We start from the raw sequence: 26,283 nt of genomic DNA on the forward strand, positions 1-26,283 counted from the left end.
ACTAAACCTTAAACGCCTGCACCCGCTGGCCCAGCGCGGCGGTTAGCGAGCGGGCATTGGCAACTGACTCTACAGTGCGTTCAGCGTTGGCCAATGTGCTTTGGCCAGACGAGCGAATGGCTTCAAGGTTGCGTTCCAGCTGACCTGCGCTGCCTTGCTGTTCGCCCGCGGTCGATACAATGCCGTTAACGTGTTGTTGAATATTGCCCATGGCTTCAAGAATGTCGTCCAGCTGGGTACGTACCTGTTCAGAACTCTCTACGGTGGCGCTGGCCTTGTCACGATTGCCTTCCATGGTGTTTACAGCCGTGCCTATGTTGGTTTGAACGTCCTTGATCAGGCCTTCAATTTCATCGGCGGAACCTGCGGTGCGGCTGGCGAGAGTGCGTACTTCGTCGGCCACCACTGCAAATCCTCTACCTTGCTCACCCGCCCGAGCGGCTTCAATGGCGGCGTTCAGTGCCAGCAGGTTGGTTTGCTCGGCAATGCCCTTGATGGTGCCCAGAATGCTGGCGATGCTGGACGAGTTTTCGGCCAGCTTGTTCACCACTTGCATCGACGACTCCATATCCGCCGACAGCTGGCGTACTTCATCCATTACTCGCGCGACCACCACACTGGCCTCGGCCGTTGTGCTTTTACCCGACGACGCTGACTGCTCTGCCTGGCGGGCAAATTCGGTTACCTGAGCGGCACGGTTGACCATGGTTTCCAATACCTGAGCGATCTCCAGCGTTTGCTGTTGCTGGGTTTCAACGGCGCTGCGGCTCTGGTTGGCAATGCTTTCGACCTTGCCGACTTCGTCGTTGACCTTGCTGGCGCTGTCTTTCACGGTCGACAGGGTGGAGCGCATGTTCGACGCCATGCCATTGAAAGTGTCCCGAAGACTGGCCAGCTCATCACGACCGGCAAAGCGTATTTCATGGGTAAGATCGCCTTCGGCCAGTTGGCGGGAGGCCAGATTAAGCCGATTAATGCTGTGGCGCACCGACAGGTAGAACGCAAGATACAGGTAAGCAATCACGGCGACGGCGGCAATAAGGGTCAGAATCAGGCTATTGAGCCGGGCTTGCTGGGTTTGCAGCCGGGCTTGCAGCTCGTTGCGAATCATCGGCAAGGCCAACTGCTCCAGCTGGTGCAGGGTTTGCCAGGTTGGCTGCATGGTTTGGTCAAATTGTTGCCAGCCTCCGCTGAGTTGGCTGGCGGCCAGAATTTGGTCTTCCACGTCCAGCGTCAGCTGGTGGATACGGTCTTTCAGGTTGCTGATCACTTCTTCAAACTGACGGTTACCCAATTCTGCTGCACCACTTTGCATGGTTTCCAACGTCGGTTCGCTGGCCAGTAACTGGTCGAATACCCGATTGATTTCATCGTACGTTGCCGAGCGCAGGTATTGCTCGACAAAGGCGTACAAGCCCGCGCTGTGCATTTGCCCCAATACGGAGGAAAGGGCTGGCACGTCCCGTTGAATGTACGACATCACCAGCTGTACATGGGCATTGCTGTCGAGTGCCAGTCCGCTTTGTTGAGCCGAACGGGTCACCAGCTGGTTCAGACCGTCGATGGCCAGTTCGCCGTAAACAAACTGGTCCTGAAAGTTGGCCTGGCGGTGTTCGCCGCTGGCCGATAGCCGGGGCAGTTGGGTTTCAATCCACTGCTGGAGAGATTCTGAAAGAGCAGGGTTGGCCAGTGATTGACGGGTTTCGGCTGCTTGCTGTTGTACGCGAGTGAAGTCTTCGCTGGCTTGCTGGGTCAGTTCAGCATTGCTGTGAAAGGCGCTGACCGAGCCAGACACCAAACTGTGGCCAGCAAAGCCGATCAGTTGCAGCAGGGCTTCGACATCGTCGACGGCCGCCAATGCCTCGTGGGTAGACTCGATCGACTGCTGCGCTGGCTTGAATACCAACGATGCCAGAATGCCCAGTGGTACGAAAAAGGCGACCATAATCAGGCCGAACTTGGCGGCATAGCTGAGGTTGCTCATCAGACGTATGGCGGGTGACATTAGCGCATTCAACATCCGGGTGCTCCAGACAAACAGGATAAGTTGTTTATTCAGCCTAGCAGGCGCGTGGCGTTCTGGCTGGCGCATGAGTAAACCGGCTCATATCGGCGTATAGCTCGGCCTGTAGTCATGTCCCTGTTGAGCTGGCGCTGGAAGTGATGGGATTGAGCTGATGAGATTGGGGTTATTGGGTGTGAGCTGAACAGAAAAAGGTTGGAAAGATCAGGGGATCAGAGAAAAGCAGAAAACCAACCGCAAACAGGGTGATCCTGTTGCGGCTGGAGATATTTTTACTTTTCTGCCGTTTTAAGAGCTTCACTGGGAACAATCGTTGGCTCTGAGCCATCCAGATTGGTGACGATCCAGTTGTTGGTCATAGCAATTTGCATGCGCAGCTTGCCATCAAGCTCGAACATGCCTTTGGGCGACTTTCTTTCAATAAACGCCTGATAGCTCAGATCCGGATTATTAACCGGAGCCAGCATTTCGGGCGTCAGGTCCATTTGAGTCGCTGGGCCGAACAGCTCCTTGCCGGTGTAATAAAACAGCGGAGTATCCGCGTCTTCGGCAAAGGTCGCCAGTTCCGGGGTAACCGTATTGGCATACAGCACCTCAAAGCCTTGAGGCGGGAACGCCAGGTACAGCCCGACAGGGCGGCTGCTGTTGACGGTGTACAAACCTGCCACCAATGCCGCCAGCTGACACAAGGCGATGATGCTGAGGTCCATTTTCAGGCTTTTCTTTTTCGGATTAAAGACGATCAGGGTCAGCAAGGGGCCGAGCACCAGATCGACCCCGGCAATCATCATCAGGGCCTGTTCCCAACTGTTGTCGGCTTGCATCAGCAGGCCGGGGTACCAGACGGTGAACACCAACAGAACCAATACCAGAAATATCACCAGACTGATGCCAAAGTGGGCGGCAAAGGCCTGATAACGGTTCCAGGACGACAAGTGCATTTGGGTTACTCCTTCAACAATGTAGCGGTGGCATTGAGCGACAGTCTGGATGGCAAGGAAGCATCCGGACTGGGCCAGCGTCTTTTTACATAGCCCTGCGTCTTTTTACATGGAAACGCGCATGGACAGGTCGACGGCCTTGCAGTCTTTGGTCAAGGCACCAATGGAAATGTAATCAACGCCGGTCTGGGCGTAAGGCAGCAGGGTTTTGTCGGTAATGTTGCCAGACGCTTCCAGCTTGATTGGGCCTTTGGCGCGGTTGGCGGTTTTACTGCGGGTGTGCTGCACGGCAACCACCATTTCTTCCGGCGTGAAGTTGTCGAGCATGATGATGTCGGCATCCGCGGCAATGGCTTCGTCCAGCTGCGCCATGGTTTCGACTTCAACCTCAACGGCTTTGCCCGGGGCAATGCGATGGGCTTCGGCGATGGCTTCGGCAATGCCACCACAGGCCATGATGTGGTTTTCCTTGATCAGGAAGGCATCGTACAAACCGACGCGGTGGTTGTAGCAGCCGCCAACGCTGACCGCGTATTTCTGGGCAATGCGCAGGCCGGGAATGGTTTTGCGGGTATCCAGCAGTTGTACCTGGGTGCTGGCGACCTTGTCGGCATAAAAACGACAGCGGGTTGCGGTACCAGACAGGGTTTGCAGGAAGTTCAGCGCACAGCGTTCGCCAGTCAGCAGGGCGCGAGCCGGACCAACCAACTCAAACAGCTCCTGACCCGGACGCACCCATTCGCCTTCACTGACTTTCCAGATCACCTGTACTGACGGGTCTACCTGACGAAATACTTCGTTAACCCATGCCTTGCCAGCAATAATGGCGCGGTCACGACTGATCACGCGGGCTTTCGACTGGCGCTCTGCCGGAATCAGCATGGCAGTAATGTCGCCACTGCCAACGTCTTCCTGAAGGGCAAAGGCAACGGCTTGGGCGATATCGTTCTGGAATGCGTTCAGGTTCATCATGGGCTCGTTTTGCAAGTAAATTCCGGGGCCGAATAGTACACCCAGAGCGGCAGAAACGCATGGTAGCGGCGCTTTTTTTGCGACGTTTGCCAGCAGGCAGCATTTTGCATTCCCGCGGGCTTACAGTGATACTGCTAATAACTGTCAGGCATCGCAGGTACTACATGAAAGTGATTGACGGCAAGCTGGATGCAGCCCACTGGTTGCCCTCGCCCAATTTTGGTCCTCGGCCAGACAATGCCGATGTGTCGCTGCTGGTGATTCATAACATCAGCTTGCCTCCCGGCCAGTTTGGTGGCGGCCATGTGCAGGCGTTTTTCAGCAATCAGCTTGACCCGTCGTTACATCCCTACTTTGAAGAAATCCATCAGCTGCAGGTATCGGCGCATTTGCTGATTGAGCGTGATGGTTCCATCACCCAATTTGTAGATCTGCGAGACCGCGCCTGGCACGCCGGAGTTTCTTGCTACGAAGGCCGCGATAACTGCAACGACTACTCCATCGGCATCGAAATGGAAGGTGACGACCATACGCCGTTTACCGATGCGCAATACACTGCACTGGCTCAAGCGAGTTGCGCCATTACCCAGGCCTTCCCGGCGATTGGCCGACGCATTACCGGCCACGAACACATTGCCCCGGGCCGCAAGACCGATCCCGGCCCATGCTTTGATTGGGACCGTTATCATCGCCAGCTTGATTCGGCGTCTGTTCAGGAGGTTTGTTGATGAAATTTCTGGTGTTGTTCATCGCTGTGCTGTTGCAGCAGCAGGTGCCAGCTGCCAGCCGCTTGAACCAGCGGTTGGGGTTTGACCGCTTTATTGGGCTGTTTGAGCGTTGGAGCGGGTTTCAGCGTTTGGGTGCGGTAGCGCAGTTTGCGCTGGTGGTGGTGATTCCGACCATCCTGGTTGGTGCCTTGTTCTGGTGGCTGGATTCGGTGGCCTGGGGGCTGCCCGCTTTGCTGGCTGAAATCGTGTTGTTATTGCTGCTGTTGGCGCAGGCCAATATTGGCAGGCCGTTGCGGCACTATCGTGAGTGTTTGGCCAACGGTGACCTTGAAGCGGCTTACTTGTGTGCCCGACAAACCATCACGGTGCCGGGGCTGGAAGCAACGTCCGACGCCGAAACCATGAATCAGCAGGTGTTGAAGGCGGTAGTTTACCGCTGGTTTGAGTTCTTCTTTTTGATGGTATTTTGGTACGTGCTGGCGGATGTCGCCGGTGTGGTGTTAGCGTGGCTGACGCTTAACCTGGCTCGGTACCAGCAAAACCTGCCGCAGTTTCGTTGCATGGGTGACGCCGTGGCTGATTCTGCTACTGACCAAAGCCAGAACACGGTATCCAATTGTGCGGTAGCTAAGCCTGTAGATGCTGACGTGGTGTCGGTGGATCAGGCTGAACTGGAACAAGATAAACAGGAAAGAGGTGAGTCGGAAAAAGACGAGCCGGACGCCAAAGAACCGGAAAACAACGCATCAGCAAGTCCGGAAACTGAAACAGTCAGCAACCGTGAGGGTGTTTCCAGCCGACTGGCGACGACCTGTTTGTATTGGCTGGAATGGGCTCCAGCCCGTTTGCTGGGCCTGACCTACTGTCTGGCGGGTAATATGATGATGGCGTTGCCAGTGTGGCGTTCGTTGTTATGGAACACCGGAGCGTCCAGCCAAAACGTGCTGGGAGACGTTGCCCGTGCGGCACTGGGCAAACAGGCTCAGGGCAGCAGCTGGCATGATTTCTCAGACGATGCCGAAGCGGCGTCTGCGGAACTGGACGAATGGCATCAGCTGCACTTGCGCAGTGAGTCTGTCTGGCTGGTGATGATTGCTGTGGCGACCATCGGCGGTTGGTTGATTTGAGGATCATAAAAAGCACATAAAAAACGGGCCTGAGTTGGCCCGTTTTTTATGGTGATCAGTTCACCGGTCAGGATGCCTGACGGTAGCTGCGAATCATGGTGTGCATGGTTGGGCAAGGGGAGTGCAGGCGGCAGCCAACACTGTACAAACTTGGGGTCAGAGGCTTGCTCCAGACCACTTCAATTTTGCAAAAGCCGGTGCGGTGCAGTTCACTGGCGGGTCTTACGTCGACCAATTCCAAACCCAGTTCGGTACCGGGTTCAATCGACTCGTAGCTCGAAAACATCATTCCCTTGTCTGAGCAATTCAACAGCAAGCCAACGTACGACAAATCATCGGCTCGAAACACACTGACGTTGGTCGTCAGCTCATTACGCGGTTCTTCTCGCAGTTCATGCTGTTTGGTCATGGCGACCTCCTTCACTGGATGCGTTTTAAACAGACTGCTTTGTTTCAGTGTAGGAGGTCAATCGGCAATGACTGTCTCAATAAGACTTTTTCGGCATTAAATTGGCCAAATTGATCAATACATGCTCTTGATCAAGTCGATGCTGGGGCTAAGGGTGCGTCGCCAGATCTTTTCCATCTCGGGGGAAAATTCGGGATCATGGCGGTACAGGGTTTCTATCAGGGCGTCCAGCCACAGCCCATAAAATGATGGGTTGATGTTCATTTTGCTACGGCTGTGGCTTTCGCCGAGGGCGCGAATTTTGGTGTCTGGCATGCCACGAGCACGCATCACCAGCCAAAGAATACCGCTACGCAACAGCGCCCGTTGGGCTTCCATGTTGGTATTCACGAACATATCCCGCACATTTTGCGACTTGGACATGAAGATATCGTAGAAGTCTTCAAAGAAGATGATGTTGTTGCAACTACGACCATAACTCTGGAAAACGATGTCGGCATCGTTGTTCATAAACTCTCCTGATTTCTGCGCTGGGTGTTGGTCGGCGCGGCTCTCTCTGGAGTCGTTGTTGCAACCAGGGCTCTGTGGCCTGGTTGTTTGCCGTACCGGGTTCCCCGATTGACCCTGTTTCCTTCAGAGCACATCCATTCGATCCATTGTCTTCCCGGGCATTTGGAGCGGTGCAGCTCAGGGCGTGGCCCGATACTGCATGCTTGCGTGGCAGCTCCCTTAATGATGCTTCTGCCCGCACGGGTGGTTATGGCGAATTTGAAAAGAGCGTGTCATTTCGAGCTCGATGACTGCGCTGGCGGTTGACACCAGGGCAGGCATGATCCAATCGATATGCTCACTGGGTATTTTGTAGGTTTGCCAGACAATTTTCCATGCTGGTTCGTTTATTAACCACGTGTTCAGTATGGAAATGGCAAATTCGCGCGGATATTACCAAAATGTTACAGGGAAGAAGATATCCAAAACGTCAGATAAAAGGTCGGATTGCAGAGAAGCGTGTTCTGTGAGCGACAACCGGTGACTTCAGGCATTTCGGTCGTGCTGCTGTTGGAAGGGGGGAACGAATGTCGTACTCAGAGGATTGGGCGCAAAAGCAAACAGCCGACAAGGTCGGCTGCGTGCTGCTGTGGTGACTTCTGCTTGCTGCTGGTGCTTACTCTTCCAGCAGGGCGCGCAACATCCAGGCGGTTTGTTCGTGCACGGCCAGACGCTGGGTCAGCAAGTCAGCAGTGGCTTCGTCGTTGGCGACGTCGGCCAGTTCAAACAAATCCCGAGCGGTACGAGCGGCGGTTTCGTGGCCTTGAGCCAGAGTCGCTACCATATCCAGCGCTTTGGGTGGCTTGGTTGGTACATCTGGCAATGAAGTCAGCTCAACAAACTGGGCGTAAGAACCCGGTGCGTAGTGGCCCAGCGAGCGAATACGCTCAGCGATGGTGTCGAGTGAGTTCCACAGCTCGGTGTATTGCTCTTCAAACATGGTGTGCAGGCTGTTGAACATCGGGCCTGTCACGTTCCAGTGGAAGTTGTGGGTGGTCAGGTACAGGGTGTAGCTGTCGGCCAGCAGGCGTCCAAGACCGTTGGAAATCTGTTCGCGGTGGCTGTCACTGATACCAATGTTAATGCTCATAATGATCTCCTGTTGCGTTGTTTCACGCTTATGTTGGATGGCTGTGAGCGAATTTGTTCCGCTTTTAGCCAAATACGGTTGCGATCCGACACCGTGTCTCTGTGCCGCTGTCGATGAAGTTATAATAGCGATTGGCTATGTGATTTTTGAAACTGATTGTCTGGATTGATTTTATAGCCTTTGGCTATGGGATTTTAAAACCCCATAGCTGTCCTGCTTTGTGATGCAACTCAAGGAGCGACCGTTGGCGGGCAAAAGCGTGTTTGCAAAGGGATAGAGGGAGCCTGGTGAGGCTGGCTTGGCGGGGCAGAATCCGGGCCCAAGCGCTACAAGCTCAAGCCCAGTCCAGTTGTTAGGGCTTGGGCTTGGGCTTGGAATAGTCAGCTCAGGAGCACTTGATCACAGGTCGTCGGCGTACACCACCTGCAAACCGTCGGGCAGGCTGGCTTCGCTGGAAACGTAGCCCACGCTGCCCGGGTGTTGGGACAGATATTCAATCAATTCCTGCTCGCTGCTGAATTCTTCTGGTGGCGTTTGACGGCCGGTGAATTTCATTTGCGCCCAGTAAGACTGAATGCGGTTTTCGGCCATGCCAATCACTTCGGTGTTAAAGCGGGTTCTCAGCTGATTACCGGGTTGCAGGGCAACCGGCTCAAGGCCTTTACCGACGGATACGCCCATAAACAGGTTGCGCACCTGGGAACGGGTCAGCTGAATCGAGCCATCCTGATTGTTGGCAACCACCAACAGGGAATGCTCGGCTTTGGCTTCAGCAGCACTGAGGCTGAACATCATCAGCACGGTGGCCAGTAAATGTGGTTGGCAAATGCCCATGTGGCGGTTCAAAAGAGTCGATAGGGTCGATACCCAGGTTATCAATGCGTTCATCAGAAAATCCACTCCCAGCCGATTTGGTAGAGAGTGCCTGTCTGGGCTTCAACATCCTGGGACGAATCCCCTTCGTTGACGAAAAAGCCGCTGTAGGCGCTGGTTTCTTTCAGGTAGCTGATGTCGGTTTTTAACGCCATATTCAGGCGGAAATCCCAACGGGCTCCCAGAGTAACGCTGTTCATGCCTCCGGTGGGAATGCGCTGATAAGCAGTGTAATAGCCCGCTGCCAATGGATACAGTGGTGTTGTCGGATCGGCCAGAAACGGCTGTAACTCATCGGATGGTTCGGTGCGGGTATTGGCGGAGCTGGCGAACGTCAGGTGCAGGGTCCAGTCCTGAATGTAGCGCCCGGCGCTGAGGTAATAACTGGTTTGCGTCGGCGAGAAGTCCAGATCAGTAACGGTACGAACCCATTCGGCCCGGTAAAAGCTGGTGAAGTCCTCGTAGTCGGCGCCAATGCTGTACACGTTCACTGGCCCTTCGGCTTTGAGCGTGGACGAGGCATCGTCAAATCCGGCTTGCTGTAATGCCGTCATCAATGGCGTCAGGAATTCCATCCGGGTTTGTGAATCGCCGGTGTGGTAAGCCAGTCGCAAGCCCCAGTGTCCACGGCGTAATGCGGCGTTGGCGCCATACATGTTGTCGACCTTGGCATCGGCACCCAGCCGAGAGCCTGCAATCATCACGCTGTCGCTGTGGTAGTAACCGTAAAGTCCCTCAAGGCGGACGGCGAAGCTTTCACCGGCAAAGTTGTAACTGACGTTGGCGCCTTTAAAGGTAGGAAACAGCTTGTTGTTATACAGCTGCAATGGCGGTGACACCCAAGGGTAGGAATAGCCCACGTCAATACTGTCGCTGTAATGGAAAAACGGCATCCGCAGCTTGCCGGCTTTCAGTTGCCACTGATCATTGAGGCTGTAGCTCAAGTAGGCCCATTCTATGCCGGATTCTCGCCCTTCACCGGTATGACCAACCCATTGCAGGGTAGTACTCAATCGGTCGTTGATGTGCCAGGTGGGCTGTAACGCAATCAACGACTGCTGATGTAGACTGACGCTGTCGCTGTAGCCATCAATACTGTGGTTGTCTGACTCCAGGTAGCCGCCAATCACCCGAACGATGCCAGACAATTCGATGTCATCGGTCAGTTTGGCGGCGTTGGCCGACGAGCTTGACGTGGTGGCGACGCCCACTATCGTCAATGGCGCTAGTAGCACAGACGTTATGACGGTCAGCAAGGGCCGCTGTCTGTTATTCGCGGTGGCAGAGAGTAGGCGTGTTTTCACAGCAAGTGCTCTGTAGTCGAGTGTGCAATCAGGCGTCAGATTAGTTCGGCCCTTTGGATTCAGTGTAGAAGCTATCGGGCGGCTTGCCATGTTCCACAAGCGATTTGAGGAGAGGATTTGCAGGAAGAGGTGCGGAGCGTCAGGCGCGGACTACTGGCGGGTTACATTTGGTAGTAATTCATTACGTTCTGGCCTGATTTGTTGGCCTCGGGTTTGCCATGTCGGTCGTCGGAGCGACTAGAGTTAAAGGGCTATCTTGCGGGAATCCACAGGTACCCTTTGACGTGAAGAGTATTCGTACAGCCGTTGTTATCCTCAGCCTTCTTTTTCTGACTGCCGTGGCAGTATCAGTCTTTTTGCTGTCGTTACGTGAGCACAAAGAGTTGTATTCCCGCTACGTTCAGAGCGACTTGCGAGCACTGTCGGAAAACATGTCCAACGACCTGGTGGACATCCTTAATCAGCAAGACAGCGCCTTCGAACTCAAGCGCTATCTGCTGAGCCTCGATCCCTACAAAAATATCCGCATTGCCGCGGTGTACGACCCTGACTGGAATCAGCTTGACCTGTACCACGGTCAGGCTGGCTTGCGCGAGGGCGATGCGGTACTGGCGGTGGTCAGCCGTTCGTTGCAGTCACTGGGGGAAGGCATTCACCCGGTTGAAGGCGATCTGGTGGCGGTACGCAGCATTGGCGATCCGGCGTATCGTCTGGGTTATTTGGTCATCATCGACGATTTTGAGGGCCCGATTGCGGCCAGTACCCAAAAATTGATCACCCGACTGCTGCCTCCCATTACCCTGATCATGATTCTGCTGGCAGCCGCGTTTTACTTGCTCGGCAACAAGTGGCTGGCGCCGCTGACACGGTTGAGTGATTTCGTTGAAGAAGTCAGCCGCACCAAAAACTACGCCCTGCAAATTCCGCACGGTGGGCGTTTTGAAGTTCAGCGCCTGAGCAACAACATTCACGCCATGATGCGGGTGATTCAGGAAGAGACCGAGGTTAACCGCGAGTACGTGGCGCTGCTGGAAGAACGCAAGGCCGATACCGAATATCTGGCCAATTACGACAGCCTCACCGGACTGTCGAATCGTAACCGTTTTATGACGTTGCTGGCCCATGCGCTGGAGCATGTGGAAAGCAACAACCAGCATCTGGCGGTGATGTACGTCGACCTTGATGGCTTCAAGCTGGTAAACGATTCGTTGGGGCATGAGGTGGGCGACAAACTGTTGGAAATGGTGGCTCAGCGGCTGGTGTCCATCGTGCCGGACGAAGCTACCGTATCGCGCCACGGCGGCGACGAATTTCTGGTTTTGCTGCGGGAATGTCCACCGCGGGCCAAGCTGGAACAGCTGGCCGACCTGGTGGTGATTGGCCTGATGCAAAAATACGTGATCAATACCTGGGAGGTGAGGGTCTCTGCCAGTGTGGGTATTGCGACTACCTTCGACTCGGACGCCGATACCCGCGACCTGATTCGCAATGCCGACGTCGCCATGTATACCGCCAAAAGCCTTGGCAAGAGCCGCTACAGCTTCTTTAACTCTACCATGATGGACAACTATCAGCGGCGGGTAGACATTGCCAACTCGATTGATACCGCACTGGCAGAAAACGAATTCAGCGTGTACTACCAGGAAAAGGTCAAACCCGATGGCACCCGGGTTGGTGCAGAAGCGCTGGTGCGCTGGACCAGCAAAACCCTGGGGTTTGTATCGCCAGCGGAGTTTATTCCAATTGCCGAGCACTCCGGCAAAGTCTCTGATATTACCCAGTGGGTGATTGAGCGGGTCTGTTCCGACTGCCGCCATGTGTTCAGCCATGTGCCGCAGCCGTTTCAGGTATCGATTAACCTGTCGGCCCACGACCTCAAGAAATATCACCTGATTGGCTTTATCAAAGGGGCGTTCATCAAACATGAAATCCCGCGGGGATTGATTGAGTTCGAAGTGACCGAACACGCCTATCTGGACAACCTCGACGTCGCCAACCGCTTCTTCGATGACATTACCGCCATGGGCTGCCGGGTGGCTCTGGACGACTTCGGAACGGGCTATTCCTCGCTTAGTTACCTGACCAAAATCCCCATCGACCTGATCAAGATCGACAAGCAATTTGTCGACAACATTGGCCGTAGCGAACGCGACGACGCGCTGGTGATCACCATCATCGAAATGGCTCGCCGGTTGGGCATGGAGCTGTGTGCCGAAGGCGTTGAAACGGTTGAACAGCGCCAATTTCTCACTCGCCACGGCTGCGATATTTTCCAGGGGTACCTGTTCCACAAACCGATGAAGCTGACCGACTACACCAGCTTGCTGAAACAAGAGTGAGGTTGGCTGTAGTCTGAGGTGTCGGATGTCGGATGTCGGATGTCGGATGTCGGATGTCGGATGTCGGATGTCGGATGTCGGATGTCGCGAGCTTAGCTGACCCTGTAATTGGTTATTGTGTGAAGACCCGCTTTCTCTTTCGCGAATAAATTCGCTCCTACAAATCCTGCTGCCAGCGAACAGCCTGCGCTGGCGATGTGTTACGCGTTCCGCTAATACATCTTACCCATGGATTTCAAGCTTGTGGGAGGTAGCTTGCTGCCGATGATGCGTCGTTTCCTCTTAGGAGCAGGCTTGCCTGCGAACATCCTACTCATAGATTTAAAGCCTGTGGGAGGTAGCTTGCTGCCGATGATGAGCTATTCCCTCGTAGGAGCAGGCTTGCCTGCGAACATCCTATTCATAGATTTAAAGCCTGTGGGAGGGAGCTTGCTGCCGATGGTGTGCCACTTCCTTGTAGGAGCGGGCTTGCCTGCGAACAGCTTGGATAGACAGAGAGCAGGCTATCCATGAGTGCTATCGGGCTTGGTGTGCTTGGGGCTTGGTTTTTTAGGATAGGAAGAACGGATGGGCGGGGCGCCCATCCGTTGCATAGCTGTTCAGAGGGTTTCTAGAACAATTCAATCTTGGGTCTTTCGGGTTCGTCGGATTGGCTGGTGTCGGCGCCGTCGAGCAGTTCGCGGTGGATGTCTTCTTGTTCTTTCATGGTGTATCCCTCTCGAAGGGATTCTATGATGTCGCTGAGGTCCTGGTCGGTGGTCAGTTTGCTGATGTCTGGCTGCTCGCTGATCACTTTGAAGCGCGCTTCACACAGGTTGAGGCCTTCCTGCACCTGTTCGATCTGCTGGCGGGCGATGTCCTGGAACTGGCTGCGGCTGAGCACCGTAAGTACCGAGTTGCGCACGTAGCTGACGGCTTCCTGGGTGTTGTCGGTCAGGTCGTCAAGGGTGTGAACCGCTTTCTGGAACTGGTTCGACAGAGTATTCACCGAGTGGTTAATGGTTTGCAGCCATTCCACTTCGTCGACGGCGCTTTGCTGGGCTTCTTCCAGACGATCCATTTGGCCGTCTACCGTAGAGGACACCTGGAATACGCTGTCTTCAATGCGGGCGGCGGCGTCTTCAATTTGATTGGAGAGCGTGCGTACTTCGTCGGCGACCACGGCGAATCCTCGTCCGGCTTCGCCGGCACGGGCTGCCTCGATGGCGGCGTTCAGCGCCAGCAGGTTGGTTTGCTTGGTCACTTCGCGGATCACTTCGATCAATGGCTTGAAGGTTTCCACCTTGTTGGCGATGTCGGTAATGGCTTCGGACTGCTGCTGCTGGTGGCTTTCGCGCTTTTGACGGTAGGCCGACATTTCTTCCAGCAGGTGTTGGCTGGAAGCCATGGTGTTTTCCGCTTCGGCGGTGATGTCCTGGGCTTCGAGACGGCGTTGTTCAAACACCTTCAGAAACTCTTCTGAGCGTTGGCTGATTTTCAGCACCCGTTCCATGATGTCGGTGGCGGCGTCATCGGCCAGTTTGTTGGTGGTTTCCAGGTGCGCATTCAAAAGCCCGGCCAGTGGGCTGAAGCTGCACAGCAGCTGCTTGAGTGCCTGGGTCTTTCCTGCAATGTCGGCATCGCTTTCTTTGGCGCGTTGTTTTTTGCGCTTTTCAGCAGCACCTGCGGACTGGATCACCAGGTAGGTGAACATGCCCATCATGCCGCTGCTGAATGCCCACAGATAATTGCAGTAGGGGGTCGGTACAAACCCACCAAAGGTGAGCACGCCCACGCCTACCAGCCAGCCTGCTAATCCTGCGCCGACCAATTTTGTATTTTTTTGCAGGTACTGCAGATTCATACCAACACTCCCCGGAGATCAGGCGCCTGGCAGGATCTGACGTAGAACGCGAGTCAGGTCCTGGGCGGATACAGGTTTAACCAGCCATCCGGTGGCTCCCAGCTTTTTCGCTTCATCCCGTTTCTGGGCCTGACTTTCGGTGGTCAGGGTCAGAATCGGGGTAAAGCGATTGGCACTGCTGGAACGGACCTTGGCAATCAGCTCCAGACCGTTCATCCCCGGCATGTTGACGTCGGTGATGATCAGATCGACCTTATTGCCATTCAGGTGCTGTACGGCGTTGAGTGGGTTATCGCATGTTTCTACCCGATAACCGGCCATTTCCAGCGTCGAGCGCACGCTCATCAGCATGGTTTTGGAATCGTCGACAACGTATATCATCTTAGCCACGGGCTATTGCTCCTCTTTCAGCGCTGCGTTACCCAGACAGGTTTGCAGCCATTGGCTCAACCCCAGCCGCTCCGGCCAGGCGATGACTTTTGGTTGAGCCGCCATCAGTACTTGTAGCGGGGCACTGTGAATGTGTTCGAGTGCGGACATATCCAGCTCGGTGCGGTCCTTGTCCTTGAACCAGGCCAGTAGCTCGTCGGCATCCTCAATGGCGAGGGTGTCGCTGAGCACCGCGCGGCGTTTCAGCAGTCGCATGGTCATGTCAGATCAGCTCCCTTGGGTTGAGTACCATCAATACCGAACCATCGCCCACCAGTGCTGCACCAGAGTAGGCCGATACGCCGCCCAGCACGCTGCCGGTCAGCGGCTTCTGAATGATGTCGGCCGAGCCGCGGAAGTTGTCGACCATCAGGCCAACGGTTTCTGCACCTACCCGAATCACCAGTACGGCGTATTCACCTTCTTCGTTAAGCATAGGCAGAGAATCCAGATTCAGCAGCTCGTTGAGGCTTTTCAGTGGGATAATGCGGTTGCGCAGGATGGTGGTTTTCACCTGTTTGAGTTCGTGAATATTGGCTTTATCCACGCGCACGGTTTCCAGCACCTGATCCATCGGAATGCCCATCAGCTGGCCGTCGGTCTCGATCATCATCACCCGGGTGACGGCGATCGACATTGGCAGCTGAATGCGAATGCGGGTGCCTTTGCCCGGTTCGCTGTCGAGCGCCAGCGTGCCGTTGACCTTGTCGACAGCACGGCGCACGGCGTCCATGCCAACGCCTCGGCCAGAGAGGTCTGACACGGCGTCGGCGGTGGAAAAACCGGCTGCCATCACCAGATTGACGGCCTCGCGGTCGGTCATGCGCTCGGCGGTGGCTTCGTCGATGACGCCTTTTTCAATCGCTTTGCGTTTCACTACATCGGGGTTGATGCCCTTGCCGTCGTCGGCAATTTCAATCAGTACCCGGTCGGCTTCCTGGGTGGCCCGAATGCTGAGCTTGCCGGAGGCGGGTTTGCCTGCGGCGGTGCGCACTTTAGGGGTTTCAATGCCGTGGTCGAGGCTGTTACGAACAATGTGAATCAGCGGTTCGGCCAGCGATTCGATGATGTTCTTGTCGGCTTCGGTGTCTTCGCCCTCAATCGACAGCTGAATGTCCTTTCCCAAACGGCGTGAAATATCCCGCACCAGTCGCGGGAAGCGCATTGAGATAAACGAGAACGGCATCATGCGGATTTGCATGATGGCGTCCTGCATTTCCTCAGAAATACGATTGATGACGCCGTACTGTTCTTTTAGCTCCCGTGACAAATCCCGGCTGCCGTAGGCCTGATCTTCAATGCCCAGTTTTTCGGCTTTCTGGGCCAGGAATGGCAGGGAGTTTTTGGCCACCACCATTTCGCCGATCAAACTCATCAGGCGATCGATTTTCTCCTGATCCACCTTCAGGCTGCGGCTTGTAGGCTGGCTTTCTGCGCGGGCAGACTCAGTGGCGGGCTTGGCCGCTGGTGCTGGATTGGCGCTCTCGGAAGTTGCTTGAGCCGAAGCCGTTTGAGCCGCTGGTTGAGCGGGGTCGGTTGCCCTGGTTTTTGTAGATTGAGCTTCTGTAGATGGAGCTTCTGTCGACGGAGCTTTGGTTAACGGAGCATCGGCCGTGTTATCCACTTCGGGTGAGCCTGCATCTGCGCTTGTTGCGGCTCTTGTTTCGGTAGTGGAAGCAGGTTCCAGCAGATTCTCCAGCCAATCGGTCATTGGCGCACTGTCGCCTTGCTCCAGTGCGGTATCCAGATGTTCCCGCAAGGCTGCTTGCTGGTCGTGTTGACCAATCGAGCCCATGCTGTTCAGCAGCGAGTTACCGGCGGCCTGAACTCGGCCACTGGCCCATGGCGAATCGTCTTTCAGCCCCAGAATGTGTTGCTGGGTTTGCAGTACTTCGTTCAGCTCAGGGCTGAAGTCCGCCGGGTTCAGCGGAGCGGTAGTGCCCAGAGTGTTATTGGTGCTGGAGTGATGGGTGCTGCTGACGCCCTCTGTGTCGTGATGGCCACTGAAGCCGTGCAGTTCGGCCAGCAATTGCCAGCTGTTTTCAAGCAGCGGCGAATCGGGCGATGCCGACGCCACCAGTCGAATCCAGCGCAAGGCAACATGGGCCTGACAATCTTCGTCGCTGGCTTCCAGTTGGTGGGTTACCAGCGTCATTAAGGCATCGTGGTCACGACTGGCGTAGGCGTGATGCAGTTGCTCCAGCACGTCGTCAGGCAGTGGCTGATGTGGCAAACGTTGGTCGATGGCCATCAGTTGCTCCGGGGCCACCGAGTACACACTCAGGGCTTCCGGGTTGTAGCGGAAATGGTCATCCAGCTCTTCAGCGCTGGCACTGGTCAGGGCCCAGAATTGCAGCTGACACTGGAACGGGTCCAACTCATCGACGCTTGCCAATGGTTGACGGGTTTTCACAGTACCCCAGAGGGCGCCCGGGCACTGCATGACCTGGAACAGTGGGTCTTCACCCGTGAAAAAGCAGGTTTCTTCAGGCAGGTAATGCACCAGTTTCACGTCGCTGCCTGCAATGGCCTCGCTGACGGCTTCGTGGCGCACCAGCTCTGGAATATCGGCCAGCGGGCTGTCGTCGGGCAAAGACGTCACAGCGGTTTCTGCTGCTTCTGTATCTGTTGCCTCTGGTTGGTCAGGGCCATCCAGCATCCGGTTGGCGTCGGCCAGTGCTTCGGCGTCACGGTCGGCTTCGTTTACTTCTTCTATTTGTTCACTGGTTGGCTCGCTGCCGGCTTCTGCTGGGCCTGCAGTAATCTGCTCCAGCATGGCCCGCAAGGCGGCTTCCAGCTGGTCGGCGCGCTCCTTGTCGTCACCGGGTTCGCCATTGGTTTCGAGGTCGTCCAGCTGCTGGCTGACAAAGTCCATGCAGTCGAACAACTGGTCGTTAAGGTCGTGACTGAACAGATCAGGGTGGTCGCGCAGCTCGGTCAACAGGTCTTCACCGGCGTGCAATACCCGGATCATGTCCGGGAAGTCGAACAAGCCGCTGCTGCCCTTAAGGGTGTGAACCAGCCGGAACAGCTCATTCAGGCCTTCGGCAATGTCGCCGCCTTTTTCCAGCCCCAGCAAGGCTTCGCTGATGCCTTGCAGTTGTTCCCGGCTTTCGGAGACGAATTGTTGCATTAATGGCGTCATTGGGTCGGTTCCCCCATCAGCAGGCGGGCGTAGGCAATCAGTTCATCCGGTTTGGTGGGTTTTACCAGATACAGATTGGCACCCGACAGGTAGGCAATTTCCTTGTCGCGGCCAGCGGCTTCGGTGGACACCATCATGGCGGGTGCCTGATCGATGGATTCGGCCCGCAGTTGTTGCAGGAATCCGTAGCCGTCCAGCTTGGGCATGTTGATGTCGACGATGTAGAGGTCGAACGGCGTTTCGAGGGCTTTTTCCAGCCCTTCCATACCGTTAACGGCTTCCTCTACCTGATAACCTCCGGCCTCCAGGATGCTGCGGTTGTACATCCGGATGGTGCTGGCGTCATCAATGATCAAAACTCGTTTCATGACTCCTCCAAAGGCTTCTGGTAAACGATGGCGCCAGGAAATTTGCGAACCTTGAACAGCGGCGAAATGCGCCCCATGGATTCGGAATGTCCCAGACAGATAAAGGCACCAGGAGCCATGACGTCGAACATCGCTTCGGCCGCGGCTTTACGGGATACGTCGTCAAAATAAATCAGCAGGTTGCGGCAAAAAATCACATCAATCGGGCGGTAGCGACGCACGTCGGCGACGTTGGATAAATTCACATGGGTAAATTCGACCGCCGAGCGCAGGTCGTCGCAGAGTTGATACTGCAAACCGACCCGGCTGAAGTAGCGGGTTTTCCAGGACGGTGGAATCAGGCGAATTGAGCGCTCAGAATACAACCCCTGACGGGCGGTATTGAGGATGCCGGTGTCGATGTCGGAGGCAATCAGTTCAACGTCCCACTGGTTGATGCCGGGCCAACGCTCCAGCAACCACATGGCGATGGAGTAGGGTTCCTCGCCGGACGACGACGGAATGCACCAGATCCGAATGGGTTTGCTGCGGTCGTGGGTTTTGCAGATTTCCGGCAGGATCGACTTCACCAGGCAGTCAAACTGGTAATCCTCGCGCATGAAATAGGTTTCGTTGACCGTCAGCAGGTTGGTCAGGTGTTGCAGTTCTTCACCACTGGCCTGAAAGCGCAGGGTGGTGAAGTACTCCCGGAAAGTGTCGTTGCCGGTTTCCCTGACGCGTTCAAGCAGGCGCTTATCAACAAAGTAGCGCTTGGTGTCCTCGAACTTGATGCCGGTTTTGCGATAAAAGAATTCGCGGAAGGTGGCAAATTCCTGATCGCTGATCAGTTTGCTCATTGTTACTCCGCTGAACTCTGGATTCGTTTCAGGGCCATGTCGGCGGCGAACTGCACGTAGGCTTCGTCTTCGTAACGAGAGCCAACCCGTTGCAGCGCCGGAATGGCGGCTTCGGTGCCCACTTCGCCCATCAGGTCGAGGGCGGTGCACACCACGTTGAGGTGGTCGTCATGGTCCAGCACATCGATCAACCACTGCTCGACGTGCGGGTGACGTAACGACTCAAGAATGTTGACGGTGAAAATACGCACGTCCGGGTCGTCGTCAGCCAGTAGCTCTTCAACAATCTCGGCCATCTGGTCGGGCATTTCCTTCATCGCTTCGATGGCGTCGTTGCGCAGCCGGGCGTCTTCTGAGCGCAGGCATTCTGCCAGTCCGAAGACGGCATCGCGGTCGCCAATGCGGGTCAATGATGTGAGGATCACCTGGCGCACCACCGCTGAGGTTTCGCGTTCAAGTTGGGCCAGCAGCAATGCCGTGGCACCTTCGTGATCAACAATGTCCTGAGCCGCCTGGCGGCGCTCCAGCGGATGACTGCCTTGCAGTTGTTGTTGCAGTTCTTCCAGTGTTTTGGGAGTCCCTGCCTGCTGCTCGGATGGCAGGTTGTCGTCGTGGGTACGTTTCACCAGTGCCATGGGTTATCTCCGGAATTTACGCGACCAGGCAATCATGCGGTCGGCAATGCGATCGGCAGGCACCACTTCAATGGCACCTCCCTTGCGAATCAGGGCGTCAGGCATGCCAAACACCACAGAGGATTGTTCAGACTCGGCCAGTGTGTGGGCACCGGCGTGACGCAGTTCAGTAAAGGCGTTGTCGCCGTCGTAGCCCATGCCGGTAAGCATCACCGCCATGACGTTGGCGGGCTTGCAGGTTTTCAGCGCTGAAATCCCCAGTCGCTCGACCGACGGGTGCCACAGGAACTCGGCATCTTCAGGCTTTGGCATGGCGCTCAGGCGAGTACCACGGCGCGACAGCAGAATGTCGTGGCCGCCCTGGGCGATGTAGATGTGGCCATTGCACAGCACTGTGGGGCTGTTGATTTCCTCGACCTTCAGAGCGCACACCCGGTCCAGTCGGTCGGCCAGCGATCGGGTAAAGCTTTGCGGCATGTGCTGGGCGATCAGCAGCGGGCACGGCAAATCGGCTGGCAGGTTGGGCAAAATATCTTCCAGCGTACGGGGGCCACCGGTCGAGACGCCAACAATGATCAATGGGTCGTCGACGTTCAGTTCGTTGTAGTTGGGGATTCCGGGCTTCAGGTCACCGCTGATACCGGCTGGCTGCTGTATCGCACGACTGCTGGTGCGAGCACTGCGCGACTCGGTACTGGCTGCTGTTCGAGTGGTGCGGGCGGAGCTGCGTGTCGCCGGTTGTTCCGCCTGTCGGGCAGAGGCGCTGGCGGCGGCTGAGCGCGACGGTTTTTTCAGTCGTGCCCGAGCGGCCGAACGCACCTTGCGAATCAAATCCTTGTGAATGGCGTCCAGTGACAAGGAGATGGTGCCGCCGGGTTTGGCAACAAAGTCGATGGCCCCCAGGTTCAGGGCTTCAAACGTTGCCAGCGCGCCGCGCTCGGTCAGCGACGACACCATCACTACTGGTACCGGGCGTTCGGCCATCATGATGGACAGCGCTTCGAGGCCGTCCATCTCGGGCATATTGATGTCCAGCGTGACCACATCGGGTTCAATGCTGGTATTCATGGCAACGGCTTCGGCGCCGTTACGGGCGACATGAATGTCGTAGCCACCGACCTCTTCAAAAACACTGGTCAGGTGTCTGCGCATCAATGCGGAGTCATCAACAATCAGCAGTTTCGTCATGGCTTGCTCGTCGTACTCTCAAACAGTCTGTCGGGTGATTGCCATGGCGGAGGACTTAGCCCGCCGCCAGGTCTTTGAGCTGGTCCATCTCGTCCGATACCATCAGGAAATCGGCATCCAGCAACTGGATCATGCGGCCTTCCACCTTGAGGTTGGCCATGCGAGACAGCAGCCCATGCTGGGCATCGGTCATCTTTGGTGTGGCTTCTATCTGGTCTCGGGACAGCTTCAGTACTTCGGTCACCAGATCGACAATAAAGCCGGTTTTGACCCCTTCGATGTTGAACACCACGATGCGTTGACGCTCGCTGCGTTCGATCGGCGTCAGCTCCAGTCGGGTGCGCAAATCGACCACCGGCAGCACCACACCACGCAGGTTGATGATGCCTTCTACAAAGGCCGGGGCTTTGGGCACCCGAATCAGGGTGTCGGGAATACGCACGATTTCCTGCACGGTATTGATCGACACCGCAAATTCTTCGTCGCCGAGTCGGAAGACCACCAGTTGCTCGTCGTCGTCATCGTCGCCCCATTCTTCGGTTTCAACGTCTTCATCCAGCATCTCGGTCTCCTGCTGCTGTAACGATTCCTGAATCTGTTCGTTGCCTATCAGTTGTTCGGTGGCAATGATGGATACCAGCCGTTTGCCTTGTTCCAGTCGGCACAGGGCAGCGATGTCTTGCAGGTCGGCTTCCTTGGCCAGAATCGGCAACATGGGTTCGATCAGGTTGAGATCGACCCGCAGCACTTCGTTAACGGCATCGACCACAACCCCCAGCGAGGCATTGCCAACGTTGAGCACCACGATGCGGCTTTTGTCATCGAGGGTTTTCTGTGGCAGATGAAACAGGCTGCTGAGGTTCACCAACGGCAGCAGTCGTTCTCGCAGGTTGATGATGCCCAGAATGTGTTGGTCGGCTCGCGGCACCCGGGTAATGCTGTCGGGCAGCTGGACGATTTCCTGTACCTGGTCGATGTCGATGGCGTATTCCTGGCCGGCCACTTCAAAGCTGACCAGCTGACGCTTGTCGTCTTCATCGTCTTCGTCCTGATCCTGCTCTTCATCGCCAATGCCCTCGAGCCCCAGCGAATTGTCGGTGACCATCTGCTGCATTTGGCTGTAGTCGGCTTGCAGCAGGGCGGCCAGATCCAGAATCATCACCAGTTCGTGGCCGCCGGTGTTTTTGATCACGCCGGACAGCATTTCACGGTCGAGCGATGAGCTGACCTGGTCTGCCGGTTCGATCAATTCCGGCTCGACGTCGATGACGCTGGCAACGCGGTCGACGGTGAAGCCAACGTCCTGACGAACGTCGACGACAATGGCGCGGCTGGCGTCGTCATGGTCCTTGTCTTCAATGCCAAACAGGCGGCGCAAGGACAGAATGGGCAGTACCTTGCCGCGTAGATTGGCCAGGCCGATCAGTGATGGTGGTGCCAGCGGCACCCGCACCACCTCGGGTACCCGGATGATTTCCTGCACCGGTGCCATTTGTACGGCAAAGGTTTCATCGGCCACCTTGAAGGTGACGTACTGATGCAGGTTTTCCGGCTCGTCGAGCAGGGTGTTGTCTTCAGCCACGGACGTGTTCATGGCAACCTCCGCGGGTTATCAGGCGCTTTGCAGTTCGTCTGCCAGAGAGGCAATTTCTTCAATGGCGGCGGCCAACTCGTCGGCGCCACGGGACTGTTGTTCAGCGGCTGCGGCAGCTTCGTCGGCGGCTCGTTCTGCTTCCTGGGAAGCGGAAGCGATTTGCTCGGTACCGGTTTTCACTTGCAGGATGGCTGAGGAGATTTCATTGGCCGCGGCAAGAATGTCTTCAGCGCCGGTTGCTACTTCGGCAATATCGGTTTCGATGGTGCCGAGGTTATTGGTAGAGGCGAGGGCTTTTTCGGTTTCTTCCTGAGCGGCGGTGGCGATTTCACGCAAGTCGGTGCTGACCAGTTGAATCTGATCCTGAATGCCACGCACCAGATCCTTGATGCGGTCGGCGTTTTCAGCACTGTCGCGTGCCAGATTACGAATGTCAGTCGACACCACCACGAAGCCCTTGCCAAATTCGCCCGCGCGGGCGGCTTCAACCGAACCATTCACGGCCAGCATGTTGGTTTGAATGGAAACGGTGGTAATGGCTTCAACGATCTTGTCGATACGGCGGGAAACCAGTTCGAGGTCTTTCACCTGTTTCACACTTTGGTTGGTGGCTTCGACCGACAGGGTGATGCCATGAATCAGCTCTTCCACGCCTTGTTTGTTTTCACTCAGCAACTCGGTGATTTTGTTGACGACTTCAAGGTTTACCTGTGAGCGTTCCTGGGAAATTTCAAGGCCTTTTTCAATCTGGTTGACCGCCGCAGAAGATTCTTCGGTTGCCGCTGCAGCTGATTGGGCACCACGACGAATCTGTTCAATCGCTGCCATGATTTCGGTGGAGGACTGATTGATTTCCTGCACCGCGGAGGACAGCTGCTCAGCGCTGGAGGCAACGTCTTCGGCGGATTTGGCCACATCAGTGCTGTTGCGCAGATCTTCGGACAGTTCCAGCAGTGCCTGAGCCGCTTGTTCGCATTCAGCCAGAGCACGGGATTGTTCGCCGACGGTCTTGGTGGCTTCGGAGGCTGCCGAAGCCTGTTCTTCCGAGGCCGCGGCAATGTCTTGCACGCCTTTCAGGGCTTGCATGGCGGCGGTATCGGATTGCTCTGCACCACTGGCGATTTCTTCCGCGCCTTTCACCACCGTCGACATGTCTTTACGGATACTGGACAGCTGTTCGGTAATGGTTTTGCCTTTTTCTACTTCGCCTTCGACGGTTTCAGAGGCGGTCTTGATGCCACCGGCAATGGTTTGTACTTCGGACTGAATTTGTTTGACCAGATTCTGAATCTCGATGGCACTCTGTTCGGAGGTTTCGGCCAGCGTGCGAACTTCGTCAGCGACCACCGCAAAACCTTTGCCGTGCTTACCAGCGCGGGCGGCTTCGATAGCGGCGTTGAGAGCCAGCAAGTTGGTCTGGTCGGCGATGCGCACCACGGCTTTAACGATTTCGCCAATGTTGGCGGCCTGGGATTCCAGCTCAGACACCATGGTCACAGATGCTGCCTGACGCTTGGCAGCTTCACCGACGTTGGTGACCAGACTGTCGATGCCAAGAGCGGTTTCTTTGGCCAACACCTGCAAGGCGCTGCAACGGTCTTTGGCGGTTTCAGCGGCGGACAGCTGGCGACGGATGTTGGTGGTGACTTGTTGGAACGCAGCCAGTGACTCCTGGGCGGCACCGCTGGATTGTTCGGCACCAACGGAAATCTGTTCAGAGGCACTGTTCAGTTCTTCTGCGGCAGAAGCGGCTTCGGTGATGCCAGCACTCAACTGGCTGGTGGCCGAGGCGATGCGCTCCGCTGCCTGTTGTTGCTTGGCCAGTGTTCTGGCGCGCTTGCGTTGGGCTTCGGCTTCACGGGCTGCAGCAGGGTCGGCTTTGGCGGCCGGTGCTGATTGTGAGAGCGGCGCATTTTTCTTAACAAGAGCCATAGTTCCTGTCTCCGGGCAAACAAGGTTGATTCGATTGAAGCGGCCGGAATTGGAACAGTGCGTCGATTGGCGACTGGAACGGCCGTGGTAAATAAAACCTAGATGGCTTGTGTCCGGTTTGCCTGTTGGCTGGGCAGAGGTTGTTCCGCAATGACAGGTTAGACGTATTGTTACTTTCTTATATGGAACTTATACAAGGCTGAAAAGCGGTTGTTTTGACACCTGATCGTCAATTTTTGATCGCCTGGTAATAACGGCTCAGCTTTCGGGAGAGGCTGAGAGAGGCTGATAGAGGCTGAGATGAGATGGACAGCTTGGAGCTAGGCCAGAGTCCCTAAAACAAACTCAGCTGAGACTGCTGATCAGATTTCGCCGTGCGCTTGCGTGAGCGGCTTTGACCCATGCTATTGCGTTGTCTGGAGCCGTGTTTGTGGCCGATACCGCGGGCCTGATCACGAAATTCGGCACTTTTGGTCAGCCCTTTCAGGTGACTGCGAGCTTCGCGGATGGCTTGCTCGAAATTCACCACTGGGGCCGGATAGTCGCGGTCGATAATCATGCCGCAGTCCTGTTGCTGGCGCAGATTCATCAACCATGGCTGGTGAATAAAGCTGTTGGGCACGCTGCGCAGCGCAGGCAGCCAGCGGCGGATGAAGGCGCCATTGGGGTCCAGTTTCATTGCTTGTTGGGTGGGGTTGTACATGCGCAGCACATTGATGCCGGTGGCACCGGATTGCATTTGCGCCTGCGGGTAGTGAATGCCGGGTTCGTAGTCGACAAACAGCTGCGCCAGCCGCTGGGCAGGCTGTTGCCAGTCTTGCCAAAGCGGGTAGCAGGCAATCGACATCAACATGGCCCGCATCCGGAAATTGATCCAGCCGTGGTGCTGCAAGTATTTCATGCAAGCGTCTACCAATGGCCAGCCTGTGCTGCCGGTTTCCCAGGCGTGCAGCAGACGAGGGTCGTTGCCGCCACTGCGCTGGCGTAAATCGCGGTAGGCAGGGTGTAGGGATTGCCACTCGGATTCCGGTTCGTCTTCGAGCTTCTGAATGAAATGGCAGTGCCACCACAGACGGGATTCAAAATTGGTCAGGCTACCGAGCCACTGTCGTTGTTGGCGGTCGGGTTCCTGCTGGCTTTTTGCTGCCTGTTTTAACTGATGAATACGCTGACGGTTGTGCATTTGCAGTTCTTTAAGGCTGATGCAGCCCAGTGCCAGGTAGGGGCTAATGCGTGAGCAATGATGTTCCGCGCTGACAGGGGAGCTGATGGAACCTCGGTAATATTCACCGCGTGAATGGTAAAAGCTGTCAATCAGCTGATGGGCTATCTGTATGCCGCCACGCTGGCGACCAGGGCAAGGGCTTTGATCAAATCCCAGCGATGGAAAGATCGGTTGGTTAAGCACCTCAACCGACAGCAAGCCACAGTGGCCCTGCCATTGCACCAGCGGTAATTGGCTGGGTGTAGGCGCAATGGGTTGGTTCAGCCACTGCTCGCGCCAATCGGCCCATTGATCGCGGTCTGGGTTCGGTCGCAGTACGCCAAACTGACGCGCCTGCTGCCACGGAACCTGATGCTGTTTGCACCAGCGGCCAACGGCTTTGTCACGTTCAAAGGTCCAGTAGTTGCCGGTTTCTTCATGGCTGTACAGGTGCAGTTTGGCGTGTTGGGCGAGTTTTTCGAGGCAGTCTGTGACGGAGCCAATGGCGATGTGCAGACCCGCCTGAACGCCAGACAGGGCGACCAAGGCCTTATCCAGATCGTTGAGGCATTCTTTGGTAAATAGCCACTGGCGGCTGCTGGTATCCGCTTGCTGCCAGTACTCCGGTTCAACAACGTATAAACTCAGCAGCTGTCCACCCTGTTTGCGAGCCGCTTCGCTTGCCCGAGCCAGAGGCTGGTGGTCTCGGATGCGGAGATCACGCTTGAACCAGACAATGTGCAGGTTCATTGGC

The 26,283-nt window shown here is 56.0% G+C and carries 22 protein-coding genes; 3 read left to right on the forward strand and 19 right to left on the reverse strand.

What is annotated here, in order from left to right; genetic code table 11:
* Position 1 precedes the first annotated feature (1 nt).
* The 3 genes from G516_RS0116770 to nadC form a co-directional block, all read right to left on the reverse strand.
* Complete coding sequence (locus tag G516_RS0116770) at positions 2-2,020, reverse strand: methyl-accepting chemotaxis protein (RefSeq protein WP_028294616.1); 2,019 nt, start codon at positions 2,018-2,020, stop codon at positions 2-4.
* A gap of 275 nt (positions 2,021-2,295) precedes the next feature.
* Positions 2,296-2,964 (reverse strand): hypothetical protein, encoded by a 669-nt coding sequence (locus G516_RS24105; RefSeq protein ID WP_051219546.1) that lies wholly within the window; start codon positions 2,962-2,964, stop codon positions 2,296-2,298.
* 105 nt (positions 2,965-3,069) lie between these two features.
* Entirely contained in the window at positions 3,070-3,936 is an 867-nt protein-coding gene (gene nadC / locus G516_RS0116780) for a carboxylating nicotinate-nucleotide diphosphorylase (protein ID WP_407635455.1), read from the reverse strand.
* A gap of 164 nt (positions 3,937-4,100) precedes the next feature.
* Between nadC and ampD the strand changes: the two genes are divergently transcribed.
* Both ampD and ampE read left to right on the forward strand, forming a co-directional pair.
* Positions 4,101-4,664, forward strand: coding sequence for a 1,6-anhydro-N-acetylmuramyl-L-alanine amidase AmpD (gene ampD / locus G516_RS0116785; RefSeq protein WP_036537215.1), 564 nt, complete (start codon positions 4,101-4,103; stop codon positions 4,662-4,664).
* Positions 4,664-5,791, forward strand: a complete 1,128-nt coding sequence (ampE, locus tag G516_RS0116790; RefSeq protein WP_028294619.1) for a regulatory signaling modulator protein AmpE — start codon at positions 4,664-4,666, stop codon at positions 5,789-5,791. The genes ampD and ampE overlap by 1 nt, the downstream gene beginning before the upstream one ends.
* Positions 5,792-5,858: 67 nt before the next feature.
* Here ampE and G516_RS0116795 read toward each other — a convergent pair whose 3' ends face one another.
* The 5 genes from G516_RS0116795 to G516_RS0116815 all read right to left on the reverse strand — a co-directional run bounded on the left by G516_RS0116795 (position 5,859) and on the right by G516_RS0116815 (position 9,968).
* Positions 5,859-6,200 carry a PilZ domain-containing protein gene (locus tag G516_RS0116795; RefSeq protein ID WP_028294620.1) on the reverse strand — a complete coding sequence of 114 codons (342 nt, stop codon included), beginning with the start codon at positions 6,198-6,200 and terminating at the stop codon, positions 5,859-5,861.
* A gap of 114 nt (positions 6,201-6,314) precedes the next feature.
* A complete protein-coding gene (locus tag G516_RS0116800; RefSeq protein ID WP_028294621.1) occupies positions 6,315-6,710 on the reverse strand; it encodes a globin in 396 nt (131 codons plus the stop codon).
* A gap of 655 nt (positions 6,711-7,365) precedes the next feature.
* A complete protein-coding gene (locus G516_RS0116805) occupies positions 7,366-7,839 on the reverse strand; it encodes a Dps family protein (RefSeq protein ID WP_051219547.1) in 474 nt (157 codons plus the stop codon).
* 399 nt (positions 7,840-8,238) lie between these two features.
* Entirely contained in the window at positions 8,239-8,727 is a 489-nt protein-coding gene (locus tag G516_RS0116810; protein ID WP_211225140.1) for a hypothetical protein, read from the reverse strand.
* Positions 8,727-9,968, reverse strand: coding sequence for a porin family protein (locus tag G516_RS0116815; protein WP_156879084.1), 1,242 nt, complete (start codon positions 9,966-9,968; stop codon positions 8,727-8,729). The genes G516_RS0116810 and G516_RS0116815 overlap by 1 nt, the downstream gene beginning before the upstream one ends.
* Positions 9,969-10,354: 386 nt before the next feature.
* Here G516_RS0116815 and G516_RS0116820 point away from each other — a divergent pair, with 386 nt between their 5' ends.
* Complete coding sequence (locus tag G516_RS0116820) at positions 10,355-12,355, forward strand: putative bifunctional diguanylate cyclase/phosphodiesterase (protein ID WP_169449555.1); 2,001 nt, start codon at positions 10,355-10,357, stop codon at positions 12,353-12,355.
* A gap of 610 nt (positions 12,356-12,965) precedes the next feature.
* On the opposite strand, the gene G516_RS23045 is transcribed toward G516_RS0116820, so the two are convergent.
* The 11 genes from G516_RS23045 to G516_RS0116880 all read right to left on the reverse strand — a co-directional run bounded on the left by G516_RS23045 (position 12,966) and on the right by G516_RS0116880 (position 26,279).
* Positions 12,966-14,198: a methyl-accepting chemotaxis protein gene (locus tag G516_RS23045; protein ID WP_051219548.1), complete on the reverse strand. Its 1,233-nt coding sequence runs from the start codon at positions 14,196-14,198 to the stop codon at positions 12,966-12,968.
* 18 nt (positions 14,199-14,216) lie between these two features.
* Positions 14,217-14,579, reverse strand: a complete 363-nt coding sequence (locus G516_RS0116835; protein WP_245582692.1) for a response regulator — start codon at positions 14,577-14,579, stop codon at positions 14,217-14,219.
* A gap of 12 nt (positions 14,580-14,591) precedes the next feature.
* The gene (locus G516_RS0116840; RefSeq protein WP_028294628.1) at positions 14,592-14,849 is read right to left on the reverse strand and encodes a hypothetical protein; all 258 of its coding nucleotides are present in this window, start codon (positions 14,847-14,849) and stop codon (positions 14,592-14,594) included.
* A 1-nt stretch (position 14,850) separates the two neighbouring features.
* Entirely contained in the window at positions 14,851-17,760 is a 2,910-nt protein-coding gene (locus G516_RS0116845; protein ID WP_051219549.1) for a chemotaxis protein CheA, read from the reverse strand.
* A gap of 8 nt (positions 17,761-17,768) precedes the next feature.
* The gene (locus G516_RS0116850; protein ID WP_028294630.1) at positions 17,769-18,140 is read right to left on the reverse strand and encodes a response regulator transcription factor; all 372 of its coding nucleotides are present in this window, start codon (positions 18,138-18,140) and stop codon (positions 17,769-17,771) included.
* Positions 18,137-18,976 carry a CheR family methyltransferase gene (locus G516_RS0116855; protein WP_028294631.1) on the reverse strand — a complete coding sequence of 280 codons (840 nt, stop codon included), beginning with the start codon at positions 18,974-18,976 and terminating at the stop codon, positions 18,137-18,139. Before G516_RS0116855 ends, G516_RS0116850 begins: the two co-directional genes overlap by 4 nt.
* Before the next feature lie 2 nt (positions 18,977-18,978).
* Entirely contained in the window at positions 18,979-19,611 is a 633-nt protein-coding gene (locus tag G516_RS0116860) for a HEAT repeat domain-containing protein (RefSeq protein ID WP_028294632.1), read from the reverse strand.
* Between the two features lie 3 nt (positions 19,612-19,614).
* Positions 19,615-20,799 (reverse strand): chemotaxis-specific protein-glutamate methyltransferase CheB, encoded by a 1,185-nt coding sequence (cheB, locus tag G516_RS0116865; protein ID WP_028294633.1) that lies wholly within the window; start codon positions 20,797-20,799, stop codon positions 19,615-19,617.
* 55 nt (positions 20,800-20,854) lie between these two features.
* Positions 20,855-22,393: a chemotaxis protein CheW gene (locus G516_RS0116870; RefSeq protein WP_028294634.1), complete on the reverse strand. Its 1,539-nt coding sequence runs from the start codon at positions 22,391-22,393 to the stop codon at positions 20,855-20,857.
* Positions 22,394-22,411: 18 nt separating this feature from the next.
* A complete protein-coding gene (locus tag G516_RS0116875; protein ID WP_028294635.1) occupies positions 22,412-24,325 on the reverse strand; it encodes a methyl-accepting chemotaxis protein in 1,914 nt (637 codons plus the stop codon).
* A 334-nt stretch (positions 24,326-24,659) separates the two neighbouring features.
* On the reverse strand, positions 24,660-26,279 hold the full coding sequence (locus G516_RS0116880) for a cryptochrome/deoxyribodipyrimidine photo-lyase family protein (protein ID WP_028294636.1): 1,620 nt from the start codon (positions 26,277-26,279) through the stop codon (positions 24,660-24,662).
* Between the last annotated feature and the right edge of the window lie 4 nt (positions 26,280-26,283).

The sequence above is a fragment of the Oceanobacter kriegii DSM 6294 genome (genome assembly GCF_000422845.1).
GTDB lineage: Bacteria > Pseudomonadota > Gammaproteobacteria > Pseudomonadales > Oceanobacteraceae > Oceanobacter > Oceanobacter kriegii.

Excerpts from the sequence above, each read along its gene's own strand:
- G516_RS0116770 (WP_028294616.1), bottom strand. The coding sequence starts at position 2,020 with ATGTTGAATGCGCTAATGTCACCCGCCATACGTCTGATGAGCAACCTC.
- G516_RS24105 (WP_051219546.1), bottom strand. The coding sequence starts at position 2,964 with ATGCACTTGTCGTCCTGGAACCGTTATCAGGCCTTTGCCGCCCACTTT.
- nadC (WP_407635455.1), bottom strand. The coding sequence starts at position 3,936 with ATGATGAACCTGAACGCATTCCAGAACGATATCGCCCAAGCCGTTGCC.
- ampD (WP_036537215.1), top strand. The coding sequence starts at position 4,101 with ATGAAAGTGATTGACGGCAAGCTGGATGCAGCCCACTGGTTGCCCTCG.
- ampE (WP_028294619.1), top strand. The coding sequence starts at position 4,664 with ATGAAATTTCTGGTGTTGTTCATCGCTGTGCTGTTGCAGCAGCAGGTG.
- G516_RS0116795 (WP_028294620.1), bottom strand. The coding sequence starts at position 6,200 with ATGACCAAACAGCATGAACTGCGAGAAGAACCGCGTAATGAGCTGACG.
- G516_RS0116800 (WP_028294621.1), bottom strand. The coding sequence starts at position 6,710 with ATGAACAACGATGCCGACATCGTTTTCCAGAGTTATGGTCGTAGTTGC.
- G516_RS0116805 (WP_051219547.1), bottom strand. The coding sequence starts at position 7,839 with ATGAGCATTAACATTGGTATCAGTGACAGCCACCGCGAACAGATTTCC.
- G516_RS0116810 (WP_211225140.1), bottom strand. The coding sequence starts at position 8,727 with ATGAACGCATTGATAACCTGGGTATCGACCCTATCGACTCTTTTGAAC.
- G516_RS23045 (WP_051219548.1), bottom strand. The coding sequence starts at position 14,198 with ATGAATCTGCAGTACCTGCAAAAAAATACAAAATTGGTCGGCGCAGGA.
- G516_RS0116835 (WP_245582692.1), bottom strand. The coding sequence starts at position 14,579 with ATGATATACGTTGTCGACGATTCCAAAACCATGCTGATGAGCGTGCGC.
- G516_RS0116840 (WP_028294628.1), bottom strand. The coding sequence starts at position 14,849 with ATGACCATGCGACTGCTGAAACGCCGCGCGGTGCTCAGCGACACCCTC.
- G516_RS0116845 (WP_051219549.1), bottom strand. The coding sequence starts at position 17,760 with ATGCAACAATTCGTCTCCGAAAGCCGGGAACAACTGCAAGGCATCAGC.
- G516_RS0116850 (WP_028294630.1), bottom strand. The coding sequence starts at position 18,140 with ATGAAACGAGTTTTGATCATTGATGACGCCAGCACCATCCGGATGTAC.
- G516_RS0116855 (WP_028294631.1), bottom strand. The coding sequence starts at position 18,976 with ATGAGCAAACTGATCAGCGATCAGGAATTTGCCACCTTCCGCGAATTC.
- G516_RS0116860 (WP_028294632.1), bottom strand. The coding sequence starts at position 19,611 with ATGGCACTGGTGAAACGTACCCACGACGACAACCTGCCATCCGAGCAG.
- cheB (WP_028294633.1), bottom strand. The coding sequence starts at position 20,799 with ATGACGAAACTGCTGATTGTTGATGACTCCGCATTGATGCGCAGACAC.
- G516_RS0116870 (WP_028294634.1), bottom strand. The coding sequence starts at position 22,393 with ATGAACACGTCCGTGGCTGAAGACAACACCCTGCTCGACGAGCCGGAA.
- G516_RS0116875 (WP_028294635.1), bottom strand. The coding sequence starts at position 24,325 with ATGGCTCTTGTTAAGAAAAATGCGCCGCTCTCACAATCAGCACCGGCC.
- G516_RS0116880 (WP_028294636.1), bottom strand. The coding sequence starts at position 26,279 with ATGAACCTGCACATTGTCTGGTTCAAGCGTGATCTCCGCATCCGAGAC.